This window comes from Candidatus Merdisoma sp. JLR.KK006 (assembly GCF_036941035.1).
In the GTDB taxonomy this organism is placed as follows: Bacteria; Bacillota; Clostridia; order Lachnospirales; family Lachnospiraceae; genus Laedolimicola.
In genome coordinates, this window is the sequence record NZ_JAYMNS010000001.1 from 280415 (window position 1) to 297296 (window position 16882).

Annotated in this window: 16 protein-coding genes; all 16 read right to left on the bottom strand. The window is 45.2% G+C overall.

Annotated elements, in window-relative coordinates:
- Positions 1-6: 6 nt before the first annotated feature.
- On the bottom strand, positions 7-879 hold the full coding sequence (locus tag VSQ61_RS01300; RefSeq protein WP_334342621.1) for a branched-chain amino acid ABC transporter permease: 873 nt from the start codon (positions 877-879) through the stop codon (positions 7-9).
- Between the two features lie 120 nt (positions 880-999).
- The gene (locus VSQ61_RS01305) at positions 1000-2277 is read right to left on the bottom strand and encodes an ABC transporter substrate-binding protein (protein WP_334342622.1); all 1278 of its coding nucleotides are present in this window, start codon (positions 2275-2277) and stop codon (positions 1000-1002) included.
- Positions 2278-2314: 37 nt separating this feature from the next.
- The gene (locus VSQ61_RS01310) at positions 2315-3115 is read right to left on the bottom strand and encodes a sugar phosphate isomerase/epimerase family protein (RefSeq protein WP_334342623.1); all 801 of its coding nucleotides are present in this window, start codon (positions 3113-3115) and stop codon (positions 2315-2317) included.
- 55 nt (positions 3116-3170) lie between these two features.
- On the bottom strand, positions 3171-4226 hold the full coding sequence (locus tag VSQ61_RS01315) for a transaldolase family protein (RefSeq protein WP_334342624.1): 1056 nt from the start codon (positions 4224-4226) through the stop codon (positions 3171-3173).
- A gap of 47 nt (positions 4227-4273) precedes the next feature.
- Complete coding sequence (locus VSQ61_RS01320) at positions 4274-5626, bottom strand: transaldolase family protein (RefSeq protein ID WP_334342625.1); 1353 nt, start codon at positions 5624-5626, stop codon at positions 4274-4276.
- Positions 5627-5645: 19 nt separating this feature from the next.
- Positions 5646-6620 carry a D-2-hydroxyacid dehydrogenase gene (locus VSQ61_RS01325; RefSeq protein WP_334342626.1) on the bottom strand — a complete coding sequence of 325 codons (975 nt, stop codon included), beginning with the start codon at positions 6618-6620 and terminating at the stop codon, positions 5646-5648.
- A gap of 71 nt (positions 6621-6691) precedes the next feature.
- Complete coding sequence (locus VSQ61_RS01330) at positions 6692-7588, bottom strand: sugar phosphate isomerase/epimerase family protein (RefSeq protein ID WP_334342627.1); 897 nt, start codon at positions 7586-7588, stop codon at positions 6692-6694.
- A gap of 278 nt (positions 7589-7866) precedes the next feature.
- Positions 7867-8670, bottom strand: coding sequence for an IclR family transcriptional regulator (locus VSQ61_RS01335; protein WP_334342628.1), 804 nt, complete (start codon positions 8668-8670; stop codon positions 7867-7869).
- Between the two features lie 114 nt (positions 8671-8784).
- Positions 8785-9690 (bottom strand): M15 family metallopeptidase, encoded by a 906-nt coding sequence (locus tag VSQ61_RS01340; RefSeq protein ID WP_334342695.1) that lies wholly within the window; start codon positions 9688-9690, stop codon positions 8785-8787.
- A gap of 31 nt (positions 9691-9721) precedes the next feature.
- A complete protein-coding gene (asd, locus tag VSQ61_RS01345) occupies positions 9722-10810 on the bottom strand; it encodes an aspartate-semialdehyde dehydrogenase (RefSeq protein ID WP_334342629.1) in 1089 nt (362 codons plus the stop codon).
- A gap of 208 nt (positions 10811-11018) precedes the next feature.
- On the bottom strand, positions 11019-12737 hold the full coding sequence (locus tag VSQ61_RS01350; RefSeq protein WP_334342630.1) for an AAA family ATPase: 1719 nt from the start codon (positions 12735-12737) through the stop codon (positions 11019-11021).
- Between the two features lie 153 nt (positions 12738-12890).
- Positions 12891-13679 carry an RnfABCDGE type electron transport complex subunit B gene (locus VSQ61_RS01355; RefSeq protein WP_334342631.1) on the bottom strand — a complete coding sequence of 263 codons (789 nt, stop codon included), beginning with the start codon at positions 13677-13679 and terminating at the stop codon, positions 12891-12893.
- Positions 13680-13855: 176 nt separating this feature from the next.
- Positions 13856-14434 (bottom strand): electron transport complex protein RnfA, encoded by a 579-nt coding sequence (locus VSQ61_RS01360; RefSeq protein WP_334342632.1) that lies wholly within the window; start codon positions 14432-14434, stop codon positions 13856-13858.
- A gap of 3 nt (positions 14435-14437) precedes the next feature.
- Positions 14438-15112 carry an electron transport complex subunit RsxE gene (gene rsxE, locus VSQ61_RS01365; protein ID WP_334342633.1) on the bottom strand — a complete coding sequence of 225 codons (675 nt, stop codon included), beginning with the start codon at positions 15110-15112 and terminating at the stop codon, positions 14438-14440.
- A gap of 12 nt (positions 15113-15124) precedes the next feature.
- Entirely contained in the window at positions 15125-16663 is a 1539-nt protein-coding gene (locus VSQ61_RS01370; RefSeq protein WP_334342634.1) for an RnfABCDGE type electron transport complex subunit G, read from the bottom strand.
- Between the two features lie 13 nt (positions 16664-16676).
- Positions 16677-16880, bottom strand: a complete 204-nt coding sequence (locus VSQ61_RS01375) for a hypothetical protein (protein ID WP_334342635.1) — start codon at positions 16878-16880, stop codon at positions 16677-16679.
- Positions 16881-16882 lie beyond the last annotated feature (2 nt).

Here is a 16882-nt window from a genome sequence, read left to right on the forward strand (position 1 = left end):
GGCCTCCTAATCATTTACAGCTCTTTCATTAAAAATTCCGGTGGGTTTCAGCAAAAGAAACAAAAGCAGCAGACAATAAGCAATCAGATTTTTGTAGGTAGAGGAAATAAGGCTGGCTGAAAAGGTTTCCAAAAGTCCCAGCAGCAGCCCGCCGACAATTGCCCCATACATATTTCCATATCCGCCAATAATTGCACTGGAAAATCCCTTTCGTCCAATGGTCGCACCCAAAGTGGTATATACGCCGTAAATGGGTCCGATGAGAATTCCTGCAATAGCTGCAAGACCTGCCGAAATTCCCCAAGACAATCCTGTGGACAGGGAAACATCAATACCGCAGCTCTCCGCTGCCATGGCATCCATAGACGCCGCCCGCATGGAAGTACCCAGTTTTGTCTTTGTCATATACAAATGCAGCAGTATCATACACAAAAGTCCTACTGCAATGCACATCAGCGCTTCCGGCTGTACGCTGATTTTCCCGATTTTAATCGTACTTTTGCTGAAAATGGCAGGGAAATTCAGTGTAATCGAACCCCATGCCACCATAGAACCGTTCTGTATAATATAAGAAACCGCAATGGTTGCCAAAACAATGTAAACCGTCATTACATTTTTATTCAAAAGAGGCCGTATCACGCCCTTTTCCAGTGCAAATCCAAGAGCCATGGCACAGATTACTGTCAAAAACAGAGAGAGAACAAACGGCAATTTTAAATAAGAATAAAAGGTTAGTCCCAGAAATGCCCCAAGTGTCAAAATGTCTCCCTGAACAAAGCTAAGCAGTCCTGATGACTTAAAAATCATAGAATAGCCCAGTGCAATCAGCCCATAAATACTGCCCAGCACGAGCCCTGATATCAGCAATGTAAAAAACATAAAGCCTCCTTCTCCTTTGAGCAAATCACACTGCTTTACGTATGATAGCTTTTATGTGTTTTTTAGATTTTTTAGAAGGAGCTGTTGCAAAATAAGACAGCTCCTTCCTGTACCTGTTTTTTATTTTTCACGTCCTGTATCGCTTAAAAATGTGTCGTATCCGCCATTTTCCTTCCAATCAGTCCAAAGTACATTTTTACCGTCCTGAAGAATAAAGCTATTTACGCCCTTGAAGTATCCTTCCCGATTGCCTGCCGTAAAATCAAGAGTGCCTCCCAGACCTTCCAGGTCCGAAATGGTATTGGTAGCATCACGCAGCGCCTCCGAATCATTGGAACCGGCCACCTTGCTTGCTTCCCATATAGTTATTACCGTATCCCATCCGCGGTAAGCACAGTCTGTCTGATTGATTTCTCCATAAGCATCCTGATACATCTGGCAAAATTCCTTTACATACTCAATATCAATGTCATCAACAGAACTATAGGTAACATAGGGGGTAGAAAAAGCAACATGATTTGTATTCTCTGCTCCGGCAACCTCAATCTGTGACATGGTAACTGCTTCTTTATTAAAGATCATGCCGTCATATCCAAGCTGCCTGAGCTGCTTGATAATCGTAGGCGCCGATTCACTGAGAACAGACGTAAATACACAATCCGGATTGGATCTTATGATATTGGCAACCTGCGCAGAAAAGTCTGTATCACCCTGATCGTAAGATTCAGATACCAGAATTTCAATTCCTGCTTCTTCACAGGATGATTGGAATTCATTTAATGTGGAAAGAGAAGCGTCATCCTGTCCATAAAAAGCTGATACCGTTTTATAATCAAGCTCCTGAATCAATCCTACTACTTCCGGCATAACAAAGCTGCTGTTAATAACCGCCCGGAACACATACGGCCAATCCTCCTCCATCCAGCTTGCTGAATTTCCAAGTCCAAGGGAGTAAATACCTGCATCATTCATGGCATTTCCCGTTGCAAACATTTCAGAAGAAATAATAGAACCAATCATGGCGTCCGCCTTATCTTCGTTAATTAATTTTGCTACAACCTTTACAGCCTCTTCTACAGAACCCTGGGTATCATAAGTAACCACTTCTCCCGGCACTCCGTTAAAGCCGCCGTTTTCATTTACATAATCAACTGCCATTTCTATGGCATTTTTTGCCTCCTGACCATAGGCTGCACTTGCGCCCGACAGCGGCTGGAACACGCCAATCTTAAAGGTCTCTTTGCTTGATGCAGTTTCCTCCTTATCACTTGCTGCTTCGCTGCCTTCCTCCTGACTGCTGTTGCTGTCACTGCTGGGTGCCTGGCTGCTGTTTTTGCATGCTGTCATTGACAGTACCATAGCAGCCGTTAACAATAATGCTACCATTTTCTTCTTCATATACTACTTTCCTCCTTAATTTTCGTTTTGTAACAAATTAATCCAATGTCTCCATTCGAGAATATACAGATTCCAGATACCGGCAGCTCTTTATAATATCCTCTCTAAGCGATCGGCAGACTCTTCCCTCAATGGAAACCGTTCCTTCATAGGAAATCGCCTTCAAAAGCTGAAACACCTGATAAAAATCAATTCCTCCAAAGCCTGGAAAATAGCGGTTATTATCTGATATATGAATGTTGCGGTAAAGATTGCTATGCCCGACTATTGCCGCTGCCATGCTTGTCTCTTCCATATTCATATGATAAATATCCGGCAGTACTCTCCAGACGGTGCCTGCAAGCTCTGCAGCCTCCCTCACTGTATGAACAATCCCTGAATCATAATGGTTTGTTGCCTCCAGATACAGATTTACTTTTGTATCCTCGATACGTTCACTGATCTCACGGATAGATTTTTTAAGCTGCGAAACTGCTGCATCGGCTCCCCCCTTAATATAACCGCATATCAAATCACAGCCCATTTTCTCCGCAAAGGGAACCAATGTCTGACACATCACATCTACGGTCTTTTTCCGCACTTTTTCTTTCAAGCTTCCCAGAGAAAGTCCCTCCTGCTTCGCATATACACCAGTTGCAAGCATGGTCATTTTCAGATCATACTGTGAAAGAAATCGGCTAAGCATATCCGGCGAAACACCTTCAAAATCCGTCACATTCAGTTCCACACCATAAAAGCCCAAAGACTGCAGAAGCTCCATTGTTTTTATAAAATCCCCATCCTTCAAAGATGAGGGCATATTGAGCTGGATACACAGAGGAAAAATATGCTTTTTCATACCAGTTCCAATTCCTTTCTTACATGGATTACAAAGCCGCTATTATACAATAAACTTAAATCCACCTTGCAGATTCTTTATTTGATTGATAGGTTTCCAATGGTGACCATCCTGTTTCCATAAATTGCGACAGCATCTTCTGCATAACACCAAAGGTAATAAATTCCTGAGGATTCATCCCATCTATTTCATACGCCCGTACAAATTCAGGAATTTGGAGAAGCTTTTCCATAATGTCATCCGCCACCGGCTCATTGATATGCTCCTTACATTCAGGGTTCGCCTCCAGAACCATATCCTGCACACGTGTTGTCATGCTGAAGATTACTTTACCGCCTGACAGGGCCGTCAAGTGGTGAGCTCCTCTTAAGCCGGCCGGCATAATTACCGCATGACAGCCTTTTTCCTGAAAGATCTGATAGGAACGCTTGGCAATTGCTATACCTGCACTCTTAATGATTCTTTCATCCAGATCAAGCTTCATATCCATCGCCACATCCCGCAGGTAATCGTCGATACGCCCTACCTGCTGTACCGCTATGCAGGGAGCTGTTTTTATCCCCTTTTCTATAGCCCGTTTTCTTCCCCTTTCATAAGCCTCTGCCACTGCCAATGCCTGGGAGACAGATACGTTCAGGGTCGCACAAATCGGAATTCCTTCTGCCGCAATCTGCTCCATTACCTGGATTCCGGCGGCGGTTGCCGGCAGCTTAATCGCAATATTGGGTGCCCAGGCCCGATATCTTCTTGCCTGTGCAAGCATTCCTTCATAGTCTCCGGCTCTTCCCGGATTTAATTGTCCCAAAGCATAGCCATGTTCCCCATTGGTTGCCAGATAAATGTCATACACTTTGCTTGCAGCATGGGTCGCAACCAGCTTAAGCAATGCCTCCGCACGCTCCTCAAAATCCAGCTCCTGGGAAACCTTATTTACCTCTGCCTCCCAAAACTCCGGCTGCATACGAAAGGTCCGAAATGTAAGCACTGGATTTGTTGTCACTCCCATTGCATGTCTTTTAAGCGCAAGGTCAATTTCGTCCGGATTTCCGGAATCATGCCACCATCTGGTAGGCGTTTCTCTCTGCAGCCAATCAAAATATGTTGTGTTCATTTTATCTCTTCCTTTCCTTCACAGTACATTTCCCTGCCGGCAGATACTCAGGCGCTCATATATTCCTTTAGTTCCTCATAAGTCTGTATAAACGAATTCAGTGTGGCTGTTACAGGCCCATAGGTATCAAACTCTTCCTCCGACATGCCTTCCAGCTCATATGCTTTTTTAAAGGTCTCACTTTTCTTAAGCCGGCTTATGAGTTCTTCCGGCGGCTTCTCCTGTACCATCGGCTGATAGCACTGTTCCTGAGCATCATAATCCGCCCATTTATCAGGGAATGAAGAAATAACAATTTCAGATTCTCTGTCTTTCGTCAATGAAGCCTCAAAATTCCATGCTCCGCGCAGAGAGGCCACTAAAATGTTGGTCTTATCCAATCTGTTTTTCAATAAAACATTGTGATAAATCTGATAGGTTACTGCCCGGCTGGCCCCTCTCGCAGTTACAGCCGCATCCGAAACCCCTGCCTTTTCCAGTTCCTCTTCTACAGGTCCGTCCAGGCGCCCTGCCATCATTACAACAAAGGAACGCTCTGCACATCCTTCCTGAATACGCTTCGCAAAAGCATAACTCTGAGCTGCACTGAAATTCACAGTAATCGTAACACCTATTCCCAGCCTGCTGACTTCTTCTACCGTCTCCAGAGCCGCCTTTGTGCCCGGTACCTTGAAAAGCACATTCGGCCGGCCGCCTAATTTTTTCTGCATATGCGAATAGGCAAACAGAATCTCTTGGGTCATGGCCTTACTGTCACGATAGCTGCAGGGATTCACTTGATAATGAACATACCCTGCTCTGTGTCCGCTTCGTTCAAATACAGCGTAGAGGGCCCGGCAGTTATTCAGTACAACCTCCATGGTCAATCTGGATATGCGGTTCTCCACAGGCTCGTCCTTGTAATCTGCACAGATGCGATTGCGAATTTTATCGTAAACATCTGCCTTTTCTTTTCGTGCCATATTTACAATCGGCGGGTTTGTGGTAACAAACATAGCTCCCCGGCGCATAGCCTTCATAATGCCCAGACCATTATCATTTCCCCAACGCACCGCCAGTTCTTTTGTATCCCCAAGCTCTGTAAGTTTTATTAAGCTGCTTGTCTTAAGGCTTTTTATCTCTTCCTCTGCTGTCTTTAAAAGTTCTGTCTCTCCCCATTTTCTCAGCAGGGCAAGGAATTTTTCTGCCTCCTTATGGGCTGCTGCTTCACATTCACTGGTGTATCCCGAAATATAATGAACCATGTAGGAGCTCAAATCCATAGCTATTTCCGCTGTCATATAGGCATCCCTCTCATATTCCAGCAATTTTCTGACCAGCGATGCCTCCTTGGGAAATGAAGCCGCTGTAGATTGGAAAAACAGCCGATTGCGTAAAGAAATTTGTTTTTTATCCATCATATTAGACCTCTCAGCAAATTTATCTTTCTATTTTATTAACCACGTTAATGGGCTCTTGCTTCTGAAATGCCTTAAGATTCTCTACAGCACAATCCATAATACGCTGCCTGCTCTCCTTGGGCGCCCATGAGATGTGCGGTGTTATAATACAATTCTTTGCTTTCAGCAGAGGATTATTCTCCCGAATCGGCTCTGTATATACCACATCCAAACCGGCAGCTGCCATCTTTCCGCTGTTCAGTGCATCTGCCACATCTTCTTCCACAATCAGCTGTCCGCGGGCATTGTTGATTAAGATAACTCCATCCTTCATCTTGGAGATATTTTCTTTGTTTATCATTCCCGTATTCTCTGGTGTAAGATTGCAGTGAAGCGTTATGACGTCTGAATGTGCAAATAATGTATCCAGATCTACATAATCCCCAATCTCTTTGCCGGAAGCATTTGGATAAACGTCATAGGCTAATACCTTCATGCCCAATGCCTTTGCAACACGCCCCTCTGCCTGACCAATCCGGCCAAATCCTATAATCCCCATTGTCTTTCCCTCAAGCTCGATTAAAGGATAATTCCAATAGCACCAATCCTTACAATTTGCCCATTCGCCTGCATGAACAGAATCATTGTGATGGCCAATGTGATGACAAATCTCCAACAACAGTGCAATGGAAAACTGACTGACGGATGCCGTGCCGTAGGACGGTACATTGGTTACCGGGATCCCCTTTTCTGCTGCGTAGTTGTAATCAATACAGTTATAGCCTGTAGCCAGCGCACTGATAAACTTAATGCCCGGGCATGCATCTATAACCTTTTTGGTAATAGGTGTTTTATTTGTATAAACAACCTCTGCATCTCCGATTCGGTCAATAATCTCCTGTTCGTCGGTAATGCTTGTGCGATCATATACAGTTAAATCTCCCAGCTTCTCCAACTCTCCCCAGCTCAGATCGCCTGGATTTTCTGTATAGCCATCCAATACTACAATTTTCATATAACAGTTCCTCCTACTAAAAGTTCCTAATAATTCTCTCAACACATCCTTATCTGTTTGGACTGCTGTCTTTAATCATCCAGCAAAGCCCATGCATGATTTAATACCCGCTTTGTATTTGCCAGAATAATATCTGCTTCCTCATCCTCAAAGGGCGATACTTCCATAGACAGTACCATGGGATCTGCAGCATTAAAAAATCCTTCTTCCTTAAGTACTCTTAAGTAATCTAACAGCTCTTCCATATCATTGGCGCTGTTGGGAAATCCAAAGCGCTGATGCTTGTCGCCGTAGCCCGCACACTCCTTCTTGGCTACTGCATTTCCAAAATGCAGATGTGTGATATAAGGTCTGAGAGTCCGGACAACAAACTGCGACTTCTCATAGGTGATTGGGAAATGGCTAAGATCTGCCAGCAATCCAAAATTATTATGTGTAATTCTCATGTCTGCCGCAAACCTTGCAGCCAAAGGAGCCGGGCCGATCAGTGCTGCTTTGTCAATATCAAAGTCAAAAACCTCTAATTCTACGTTCATTCCTTTTGATGCCGCATAAGTGCAGATATTGCGGGTTGTCTTGAGAAGCTGTGCATATGCCTGTTCTTTTGTGTCTTCTGCCCACTTCCCGGACAAAAAAGCAATCCCCTTTGCTCCCAGATATTCTGCTTCGTCAATGGCTTCAATCAATGTTGCCTCTGCTTTTGCCCGTCCAGCTTCATCCAGATCATTTGGATTCAGCTTTGGTCCCAGCAGACGCGGCTGCGCTCCATAACATACCTTCAAATGGGACTGTTCCAATAACTTTCTGCATGCTGTCCGCGATGCATCATCCGGACACCTGCATACCTCAACTGCATCAAAATAGTCGTCTTCAGCAATTCGCCGAATGACCTCTTCCTGCGGCATTCCAGGATATGACATCCATGTGATTGTTCCAATCTTAAAATACTTATGAATGGATTCCTTCATTTTTATATTCCCTTCTTTTAGTTTCAATAATTGAAATTAAATTTCATTTATTGTGTTTTTATATTAGCACACTCGTTTCCAATCCGCAATATGTAATATCATCAAAAAATACAGTTATTTTTTTGTGCATTTTTCACACAATTTTTTTACCGAAACTAAACGAAGGGCAATACAGGCTTTGAATTTACATGCGTTTCTGTCTGCTCACTGCCAGAGAAGTCAAAAAAACTGCCGAATTCTTATTCAGAATTCGACAGTTTTTTGGTTTAATCCTTTTACTAAACATTTAGATAGCTGATACCTATAACGTTGGAGAGCTCCTTTGAGATTTCTTTTAAATATTCCAATTTAGATTCAATCACCTCTGATGTCATTCGGACCGTCGGCCCTGTAACACTGACCCCAGCAACAATTCTTCCGGAATCATTATAAACCGGATATGCAATACACCGCATACCTATCTCACTTTCTTCATCATCAATAGCATAGCCCCGGGCTTTGACGTCCGCAAGCTCTTTCAGCAAATCCTCTTTTGTGCAGATTGTATTCTCTGTATATCGGTGAAGTCCCTTCTTTTCAATCAGCATGTCAAGCTCTTCCATTGTATACTGTGTCAGCATTAACTTTCCATTACCTGTACTGTGCATGGATACTGCATTTCCTACAAACTGCTGCCCCATAAGGATTCGATTCGCTGCGCTTGCTACATCTATGTAAACCATCATCATATTGCGCTCAACAGAAATACAGGTGGATTCTCCAAAATCATTGGAAAGCTGTACCAGAAATGGATGCGTGAATTTTTGTATCTCGATATTATTTTCATGAATATGAGCTATTCTGCAGAGCTTCAGCGTCAAAAAATACCGCATAGTTTCACTTTCCTGATCCACATATCCGCATTTCTGAAGAGAATTTAAAAAGCGCAGTGTAGTGGCTGTATTATATCCAAAATACTCTGCAATATCCATCAGACGTTTGGGCTCTTTACTTTCTGCCAGATACTCAATAATATTCAATGCTTTTTCAGATGATTGATTATATGATGTCATGTCAGTTTCTTTTTTTACTTTTCCCCTCATTTTCCCCCTATGAATCTGGATGAATTTTCCAGTTCTTTCGCTTAATCTTTTTGAACATGTTCATATATAGTATAGCAAACAGCTCTGTGAAAATAAAGAAAAAGTTCTGATACATTACTCCGAAATCTGAAAATGCTGATAATCCTTAAGGCTCCGCCAATCTCCACCCCAGGTAAAGCCCCGTTCCGAAAATAGCTGCCAGCACAGATCCCCATCCTTTCCAATCTTGTGGGGAAAATCCGCCTCCCGATCTGCGTAAGGTTCGCTGCCCTCCGGTGAAATATGCTCCACGCCGTCCGGATAGGTTACATAAGGGTTGTAGAAAGGATTGATGTCAATAGCCAGCCCATATGCATGCCGGGAAAGGGTCTTGCTCCCCTCTACCACACGATAGTTAAAAGCCGATGTATTATTATCTAAAATAGAGGCATGATCATCCCCGTCATAATCATCAATTAGCCGCATCTTTTCAATCTGATACCCATTTTCATAGAGGATTTGAAAAATCTCCAGAATGGATTCCGCAATGGATTCATGAACCACCAGCTCCCCCACATGGGTCTGTTCATCGAAGCCTGCATACAAAAGCCGCAGATACCGCAGATCCTCCAATGCAATATCATCATTTTCCACATAGGAAACGCCGTTCATCCTGGCAAATACCTCCTCCGGAATCTCCTGTGCATAAAAAAGCTTTGAAGCCTCTTCCGGCGTAAGCGCCTGCTCCACAATCGTTCCGGACATACAGGTCAGGTAATCCGGCACTTCTTCCTCCGATTTAAGCATATCTGTCTGGCTGTCATTTTCGGGAGTTTCTGCATCTGACTTTTCTTTTGTATTCTGCTGCTCCTCAACTCTCCAGGCTTCCAGCTCCTCCAAGCCTGCATCCTCCCGATTGTCTGTCTGCTCCTGTTCTGGCTCCCTGTCATCCATATGATTTTCTTTCACGCATCCGCTTAACAGGCAAATAGTCATTCCTATAATAGAAATGACCATTTTGATAGAATTATTCCACTTCATCTGTTTCACAAAGCATTCTCCTATTTATCCCTTATGCCTTTGCCGCAATGTATCCCTGCGCTTTCAAAAACTCCGCACAGAGAACGGAGCCTCCGGCCGCACCGCGAACCGTGTTGTGGGAAAGGCCCACAAACTTCCAGTCATAGACATGATCCTCCCGGATTCTTCCGATAGAGATGCCCATGCCTTTCTCAAAGTCCACATCCAGCTTCACCTGGGGGCGGTTATCCTCCTCCATATACTGAATAAACTGCTTCGGTGCGCTGGGAAGCTCTAATTCCTGGGGCAGTCCCCGATAATTACGAAGCTTCTCTATAAGCTGTTCCTTTGTTACCTTTTTGCGGAACTTCACAAATACGGCCGCTGTATGACCGTTCAGCACGGGAACTCGAATGCACTGACAGGTGATTACCGGCTCTTTGGCAAGCTTGATCTCGCCGTCTTCACAGGTTCCTAAGACACGTAAGGGCTCCTTCTCGCTCTTCTCTTCTTCGCCGCCAATGTAAGGAATCACATTCTCCACCATTTCCGGCCAATCCTTAAAGGTCTTTCCGGCGCCGGAAATCGCCTGATAAGTAGTTGCCACTACCTCATAAGGCTCAAACTCCTCCCATGCTTTCAGCGCAGGTGTGTAGGACTGAATGGAACAGTTGGGCTTTACAGCAATAAAACCTCTCTTTGTTCCCAGACGCTTTTTCTGCTCCTCAATAATCTTCACATGCTCCGGGTTAATCTCCGGAATAATCATCGGTACATCCGGTGTCCAGCGGTGAGCACTGTTGTTGGAAACAACCGGTGTCTCGGTCTTTGCGTAAGCTTCCTCAATGGCACGAATCTCATCCTTAGTCATGTCCACGGCACTGAACACAAAGTCCACCTCTGCGGCAACCTTTTCCACTTCATTTACATTCATAACTACAAGCTTCTTCACAGCCTCCGGCATAGGCGTAGTCATCTTCCAGCGGCCGCCTACTGCTTCCTCATAGGTTTTTCCTGCGCTTCTTTCGCTTGCTGCTATGGCAACAACCTCAAACCAGGGATGGTTCTCCAGCAGGGAAATAAACCGCTGTCCCACCATTCCCGTACCTCCTAAGATTCCAACTCTTAATCTGTCACTCATTTTTCATACTCTCCTCTTTTTCCTCTGATGTGCGGCTTTTGGGAATCCGTAACCGTTCGACCGGCGAAGCTTGCCTTTCCTTAATACTGCCGCCTTTTCTATTGTTATGTATGATAACTTTTTATGTATCCTAACGCATTTTATAAGAAAATGCAAGTATTTATTTCCCTTAAGCTTCCGGCACCCTTTAAGCCAATGATGGATTGATTCATTGGCTTAAGCTCTGACAACAGCTTCTCACCATACAGCGTTTCCTCTCGCAGGCGATTCCATATTTGAGAATAGCAGTCATCCCATCCTCAAGAAGCCTCTCCTCATAGCCTTTCTTTTCTATCTGCTCCAATGCTTCCCTGCATCCCGTTTCCAGGCTGCTCTTATCCGGATATTTCACCTCAATCACAATTCCTATCTCGTCGTCCTCTATTTCAATCAGAATATCACTGAACCTGTCCCCTGATTCCGCATTGGAACGGATATCCCACTCTTCACGATGACTCAGCAGTCCCAGCAGGACGCCGTGATAAAAATTTTCCTTTTTTTCCTTTCGCACACTTGTGTCACGGATGCTGATGGTTTTCTTTAAAAATGCGGTAAACAGTGCTTCAATGGTTTCCGTTTCGCCTTTTAAAAATGCATCGCAAAATTCGTCCAGCTTCGGCGTATCCTTTCTGACCTCCTCCTGTATCCATTCCATCACCTGCTCAATAAAAATCTGCCGGATTTCCAGATTCGGAATTGTCAGTCCGTATGCCCTGTCTCCCTCTTCCTCCCCACACTTGGTCAAATAACCTGTAGTAAAAAGCACGCTCCAGAGATTATCAATACTATTATACATATCACGATAGGTTAATTCCTCATTGAGCTTTTTGACAACGGTTCCCCCCTCAATCAATTTCTCAATCTCCCGCCTTACTCCGCCCTTTGCCATCTTAAGAAATCTGCGGATAATATCATTTCCACTGCTGTTAATCCAGTAGGCTTTTGGGGATGCAGAAGGGTCAGCCCGAAGCAAATCCACATAATTGATCACATCCCAGGGGCAGTATACGTCCGAATTTCCAAAACGGTAGCCGTCATACCATTCCTTTATCAATTCATATTTGTCCTCAAGCCCATAAAATCTCAGCATTTCCTGAACTTCCCAATCTAAAAGTCCGAAATATTCATCAAACCGGACATCCGTAATAGTCAGAACTTTAAGATTATTAAGACCCGTAAAAATACTTTCTTTTGCAATTCGAAGGCAGCCTGTCAGCACGGCAAACAGCAGATTGTCATTGGTTTTTAAGCTATGGCTGAACATTTTTCGTATCATTGCCACCATTTCATCATAATACCCAAAATGCTGAGCCTTGTCCAAGGGAACATCATATTCATCAATCAGAAGAATCACTTTTTGCCCGTAATGCTTCCTTAGAAGCTGTGTGAGCGTAAATAAGCTGCTTCCCAGCACACCATCGGACATAATAAAATGCTGAGCGCCGCTGGTATCTACTTGCACCAATTGTTTATATTGCGATTTCTCTAACTCCGAAAGCTGCTCACTTTCTGACAAAAAGGAAAAACGAAGAGCCTCGCAGCCAATAATGGAGCACAGCATCTCCCTGGCTCCCTCGTAATTCATAGCATCCGCATCCTTCAGACTGATCGAAATAACAGGAAATTTCCCCATATACTCCTGACAGAGCCCCTTTTCCTCTCCTATGGCAAGCCCGTCAAAAAGACTGCTGTCACAGCCATACTCAAAGAAATATTTAAGCATATTCATATTCAGGGACTTCCCAAATCTTCTTGGACGGGTAAACAGATTGACCTGCGCCCAGTTCTTTAACAGATCTCTTATGAGCCCTGTTTTATCTATATAGTAAAAGCCCTCTTTACGCATTGTTTCAAAATTTTCAATACCAATGGGTAATTTTTTTGTCATTTCCATACCCTGCTCACTTCCTTACCACATCTGATGGCAGATTCTAAATCCTTTTGCTTCAGTTTCATTTTAACAGATATCAAAAGAAGTTCAAAGGGCTTGATGAAACTTTCCATTCCTTTTTGTTTTTCCCTTTGTCTCACTCCCTATAGCTTACAATCGGGTAATCACCTTAGCCGGACACTTCTCCACGCATTTCTCGCATCCTACGCACTTATCATAATCAATATGGGCCAGATTGCCCTCCACCAAAATGGCTTCCGCCTCACACTGCTTTGTACAAAGCTTACAGCCAATGCAGCCTGCTGCACAGGCTTTCTTTACCTCCGGCCCCCTTGCATGACTGGAGCAGGCAACGGCGGCTTTCCCATCGCTGCGGATCAGTTCAATCAGATTCTTGGGACACACAGACACACAGCGGCCGCAACCGGTGCATTTCTCCGGATCCACCACCGCTGCGCCGTCCTTCACATGGATTGCGTCAAAAGCGCAGGCTTCCACACAGGAGCCAAATCCCAGACAGCCGTAATCACATTGCCAGACAGAAAGCCCGGACAGAACTGCAGAGCGGCAGTCCTGAATGCCCACATAGTTGCATTTCACCGATGTCTTATCACAGCTTCCCGCACAGCGGACAAAGGCTCTTTTCTTCACGGACTGCACCGCATCCACACCCATAATTGCGCTAATCTCCTGAATAGCCGTTTCATTGCAGACAGGACAGACATTCACGTCCGCCTCACCGCTTACAATTGCCGCTGCCGCAGCATCACAACCGGCCTGGCCGCAGCCGCCGCAGTTATTTCCAGGAAGACACGCACGCACCCTTGCCTCCCGCTCATCAACCTCCACATAAAACTTTTTTCCGGCGGCCACCAGAGCAGCCCCGATCAAAAGTCCAATCACTCCCACAATGAGCGTTGCTATTACAATTCCATTCATATATGTTCCTTTCTATTCCAGTTCCGCAGAACTTGTACGGTGCATTTTTATCTAGAAGGATTTCCGACCACCAAAGACCGGTGTTCGTAAATTTTTCTATGCACCGCACAAATTCTGCTGTTTTTATAAGATTAGTACCGCAGAACTTGTACAGTACATTTTTACTACTCTCTCTACTAAAATGACAAGTTTCCAAATCCCATAAACGCAATCGCCATCAATACCGCACAGAGCAGCACGATAGGCGCTCCCCGCAAGGGCGCCGGGATTGCGTCCTCGTCAATCCGCTCCCGGATGCCTGCCAGCAGTACAATGGCAACCGTGTAACCCACCGCTGTGCCAAAACCTGCCAGAACGCTTTCCAGCAGATTATAGCCGTTCTGCACATTGGTTAAAGCCACGCCAAGAACTGCGCAGTTAGTCGTAATCAGAGGCAGATAGATTCCAAGAGCCTGGTAAACCGCCCGTGAGGTCTTTTTCAAAAACATCTCCACCAACTGCACCAGCGCCGCAATCACCAGAATAAATACAATGGTCTTAAGATAAGTAAGGTTTAGGGGAGCCAGAACGAAATCATACAAAAGGCTCGCCACCGCAGAGGAAATGGTGATTACAAAAATAACGGCTCCTCCCAGGCTTGCGGAGGTTTTAATCTGCCTGGACACGCCCAAAAAGGAACAGATTCCCAGGAACTGGTTCAGCACCACATTATTAATCAGTGCCGTGGAAATTACAATCATAATCAGCGAAGTCATTTTCTAGCTCTCTCCTTCCTTTGTGTCACAGGACTTTGCACATGTGGCACAGCAGCCGTCACAGCCCTCAACCACCTTATTTGCCCTGGTATTTATATTCACCGCATTCATAATCATAATAATAATCATCAGCACCAGAAATGCCCCAGGCGCTTTGATAAAGATGGCAATGGGCGCATAGGACTTTGGCATCACTTCAAATCCAAAGGCGGTGCCTGCCCCCAGAAGCTCCCGAACAAGCCCTATCACAGTCAGGGCAATGGTAAAGCCAAGCCCCATTCCCACGCCGTCCATGGCGGAAAGCAGGGGCGGATTTTTGGACGCAAACGCCTCGGCTCTTCCCAAAATAATACAGTTCACCACAATCAGGGGAATATAGATTCCAAGAGCACTGTAAAGGGCCGGAACATAAGCCTCCGTTAAAAGCTCCACTACCGTAACCAGAGAAGCCACAATGACAATATAAGCCGGAAGCCGGACCTCATCGGGAATCACCTTCCGAAGAAGAGAAATCACCAGATTGGACACCACCAGCACCGCCAGAGTGGAAACACCCATTCCAAACCCATTTATCGCCGATGTAGTAACTGCCAGGGTCGGACACATGCCCAGCATCAGCACCAGAGCCGGATTTTCCTTTAAAATACCATTATAAACACGTTCCATACATGGTTTCATTTCTTTCCCCCCTTATTTGATATATTCTCCAAAGAAATCCAACGCCGCATTGACTGCATTTATAACCGCTCCTGATGAGGTGGAGGCGCCTGACACCGTATCAATCTCATTTTCTGCTGTGGAATCTCCTGCTTTGTTTAGGGTAAACCGTTCCACATTCACACCTGCAAACTGGCCTTTAAATGCCTCCTCATCACAGAGCATTCCCATGCCTGCCGTCTCATTCAGCTCCGTAAAGGCAATGCCGTTTATGGTTCCATCCGGCATAATTCCCACGGACAGCGTAATATTGCCGTCAAAACCGTCTCCGGTAGTTGCGCTTATCACATAGCCCACAGGAGAACCGCCGGCATCCACTCCAACCGCCACTTCATTGATATAGGCTTTGCCAAAGTCCGTGCCATAGACATTGCCCTCCAAGGCTTCAATAGCCTTATTTACTTCCTCATCATAAGTAAAGTCTGCCGCATCCGGACATACCTCCCGGTAAGAGGCTGCCTTTGCCGCCGCTTTTTGCTCCGCAATCTGATCCTCTGTCATCTCATACACACTGCTTAAACAAGCTCCTGCAATCAGGGTAATCGCACAGAGAATTATGGCTGACTTTGGAATTCCCTTTTTTCCCTTTGTCTGCTTGCGAAGACCAAAGGGCACAGGAACGGAAATCTCATCAATCAAGGGAACCGTCATATTTGCAATAATAATGGCATAGCTTGCGGAATCCGGCGCACTTCCATATACCCGGAAAATGGCGCTCAAAATACCTACCAGCGCACCGAAAATCAACTGCCCTGTGGACGTCACCGGGCTGGTCACCGGATCTGTCGCCATAAAAAGCGCCCCCATCATAATGCCGCCGGACACCAGATGCACCAAAACAAACTCTAAGTCCAGTCCACGTCCTCCGAACAGTAGCAGAAAGATGGAGAAAGACAACAGAGTTGCCAATGGAATCTCGTATGTAATTGCCCTGACCGCCAGCAGATAGATCCCGCCAATACACAGGGCCAGAATCGAACTTCCAATTACACCGTTGCCAACGCCTAAAAATGCGTCCATGGCATTCACCGCCTGCCCGGATGCCAAAGCCTCTAAGGGCGTTGCCGAACTCATTCCGTCTAAAGAAAAGTCAGCCACAACACCGCTGAAAGAAATCAGCAGAAAGCATCTTCCGGCCAGAGCCGGGTTCATAAAATTATGTCCAAGACCTCCAAAGAAGCATTTTGCAAATAAAATCGCAAAGAAGCTTCCCATGCAGGGCACATAAAGGGGTACGTATGCCGGAAGACATAAGGCTAGCAGAAGCCCCGTCACAACCGCACTTCCGTCCGTAACCGTATTGGGCCTTTTGGTAATCCAGTCAAAGATAAATTCCGTCAAAACGGCAGATAAAACAGAAAGCCCAATCACCAGAAATGCCCCTGTTCCATATCTGTAGATGCCAAAAACTGCAGCAGGCATCAAAGATAAAATCACCTGACCCATGGCGCTGCTCGTAGTCAGCTTGTTTCTTACATGGGGACTGGAAGAAACATTATATAATTCATTCATACTTTTATCCTCTCTATTCCAGTTCCGCAGAACTTATCCAATGCATCTCTACTAAGAAGAATTTCCGGCCGCCTAACCTTGCGTCCGTAAATCCTTCTATGCATTGTTCAAGTTCTGCTGATTTTTCTATTCCAGTTCCGCAGAACTTGTTCAGTGCATCCTTACCAAGAAGAATTTCCGGCCGCCTAACCCTGCGTCCGTAAATCCTTCTATGCACTG

What these genes read in the sequence shown, in the direction of transcription:
- VSQ61_RS01300 (WP_334342621.1), bottom strand. Translation starts at nt 879, where the DNA reads ATGTTTTTTACATTGCTGATATCAGGGCTCGTGCTGGGCAGTATTTAT.
- VSQ61_RS01305 (WP_334342622.1), bottom strand. Translation starts at nt 2,277, where the DNA reads ATGAAGAAGAAAATGGTAGCATTATTGTTAACGGCTGCTATGGTACTG.
- VSQ61_RS01310 (WP_334342623.1), bottom strand. Translation starts at nt 3,115, where the DNA reads ATGAAAAAGCATATTTTTCCTCTGTGTATCCAGCTCAATATGCCCTCA.
- VSQ61_RS01315 (WP_334342624.1), bottom strand. Translation starts at nt 4,226, where the DNA reads ATGAACACAACATATTTTGATTGGCTGCAGAGAGAAACGCCTACCAGA.
- VSQ61_RS01320 (WP_334342625.1), bottom strand. Translation starts at nt 5,626, where the DNA reads ATGATGGATAAAAAACAAATTTCTTTACGCAATCGGCTGTTTTTCCAA.
- VSQ61_RS01325 (WP_334342626.1), bottom strand. Translation starts at nt 6,620, where the DNA reads ATGAAAATTGTAGTATTGGATGGCTATACAGAAAATCCAGGCGATCTG.
- VSQ61_RS01330 (WP_334342627.1), bottom strand. Translation starts at nt 7,588, where the DNA reads ATGAAGGAATCCATTCATAAGTATTTTAAGATTGGAACAATCACATGG.
- VSQ61_RS01335 (WP_334342628.1), bottom strand. Translation starts at nt 8,670, where the DNA reads ATGAGGGGAAAAGTAAAAAAAGAAACTGACATGACATCATATAATCAA.
- VSQ61_RS01340 (WP_334342695.1), bottom strand. Translation starts at nt 9,690, where the DNA reads ATGAAGTGGAATAATTCTATCAAAATGGTCATTTCTATTATAGGAATG.
- asd (WP_334342629.1), bottom strand. Translation starts at nt 10,810, where the DNA reads ATGAGTGACAGATTAAGAGTTGGAATCTTAGGAGGTACGGGAATGGTG.
- VSQ61_RS01350 (WP_334342630.1), bottom strand. Translation starts at nt 12,737, where the DNA reads ATGACAAAAAAATTACCCATTGGTATTGAAAATTTTGAAACAATGCGT.
- VSQ61_RS01355 (WP_334342631.1), bottom strand. Translation starts at nt 13,679, where the DNA reads ATGAATGGAATTGTAATAGCAACGCTCATTGTGGGAGTGATTGGACTT.
- VSQ61_RS01360 (WP_334342632.1), bottom strand. Translation starts at nt 14,434, where the DNA reads ATGACTTCGCTGATTATGATTGTAATTTCCACGGCACTGATTAATAAT.
- rsxE (WP_334342633.1), bottom strand. Translation starts at nt 15,112, where the DNA reads ATGAAACCATGTATGGAACGTGTTTATAATGGTATTTTAAAGGAAAAT.
- VSQ61_RS01370 (WP_334342634.1), bottom strand. Translation starts at nt 16,663, where the DNA reads ATGAATGAATTATATAATGTTTCTTCCAGTCCCCATGTAAGAAACAAG.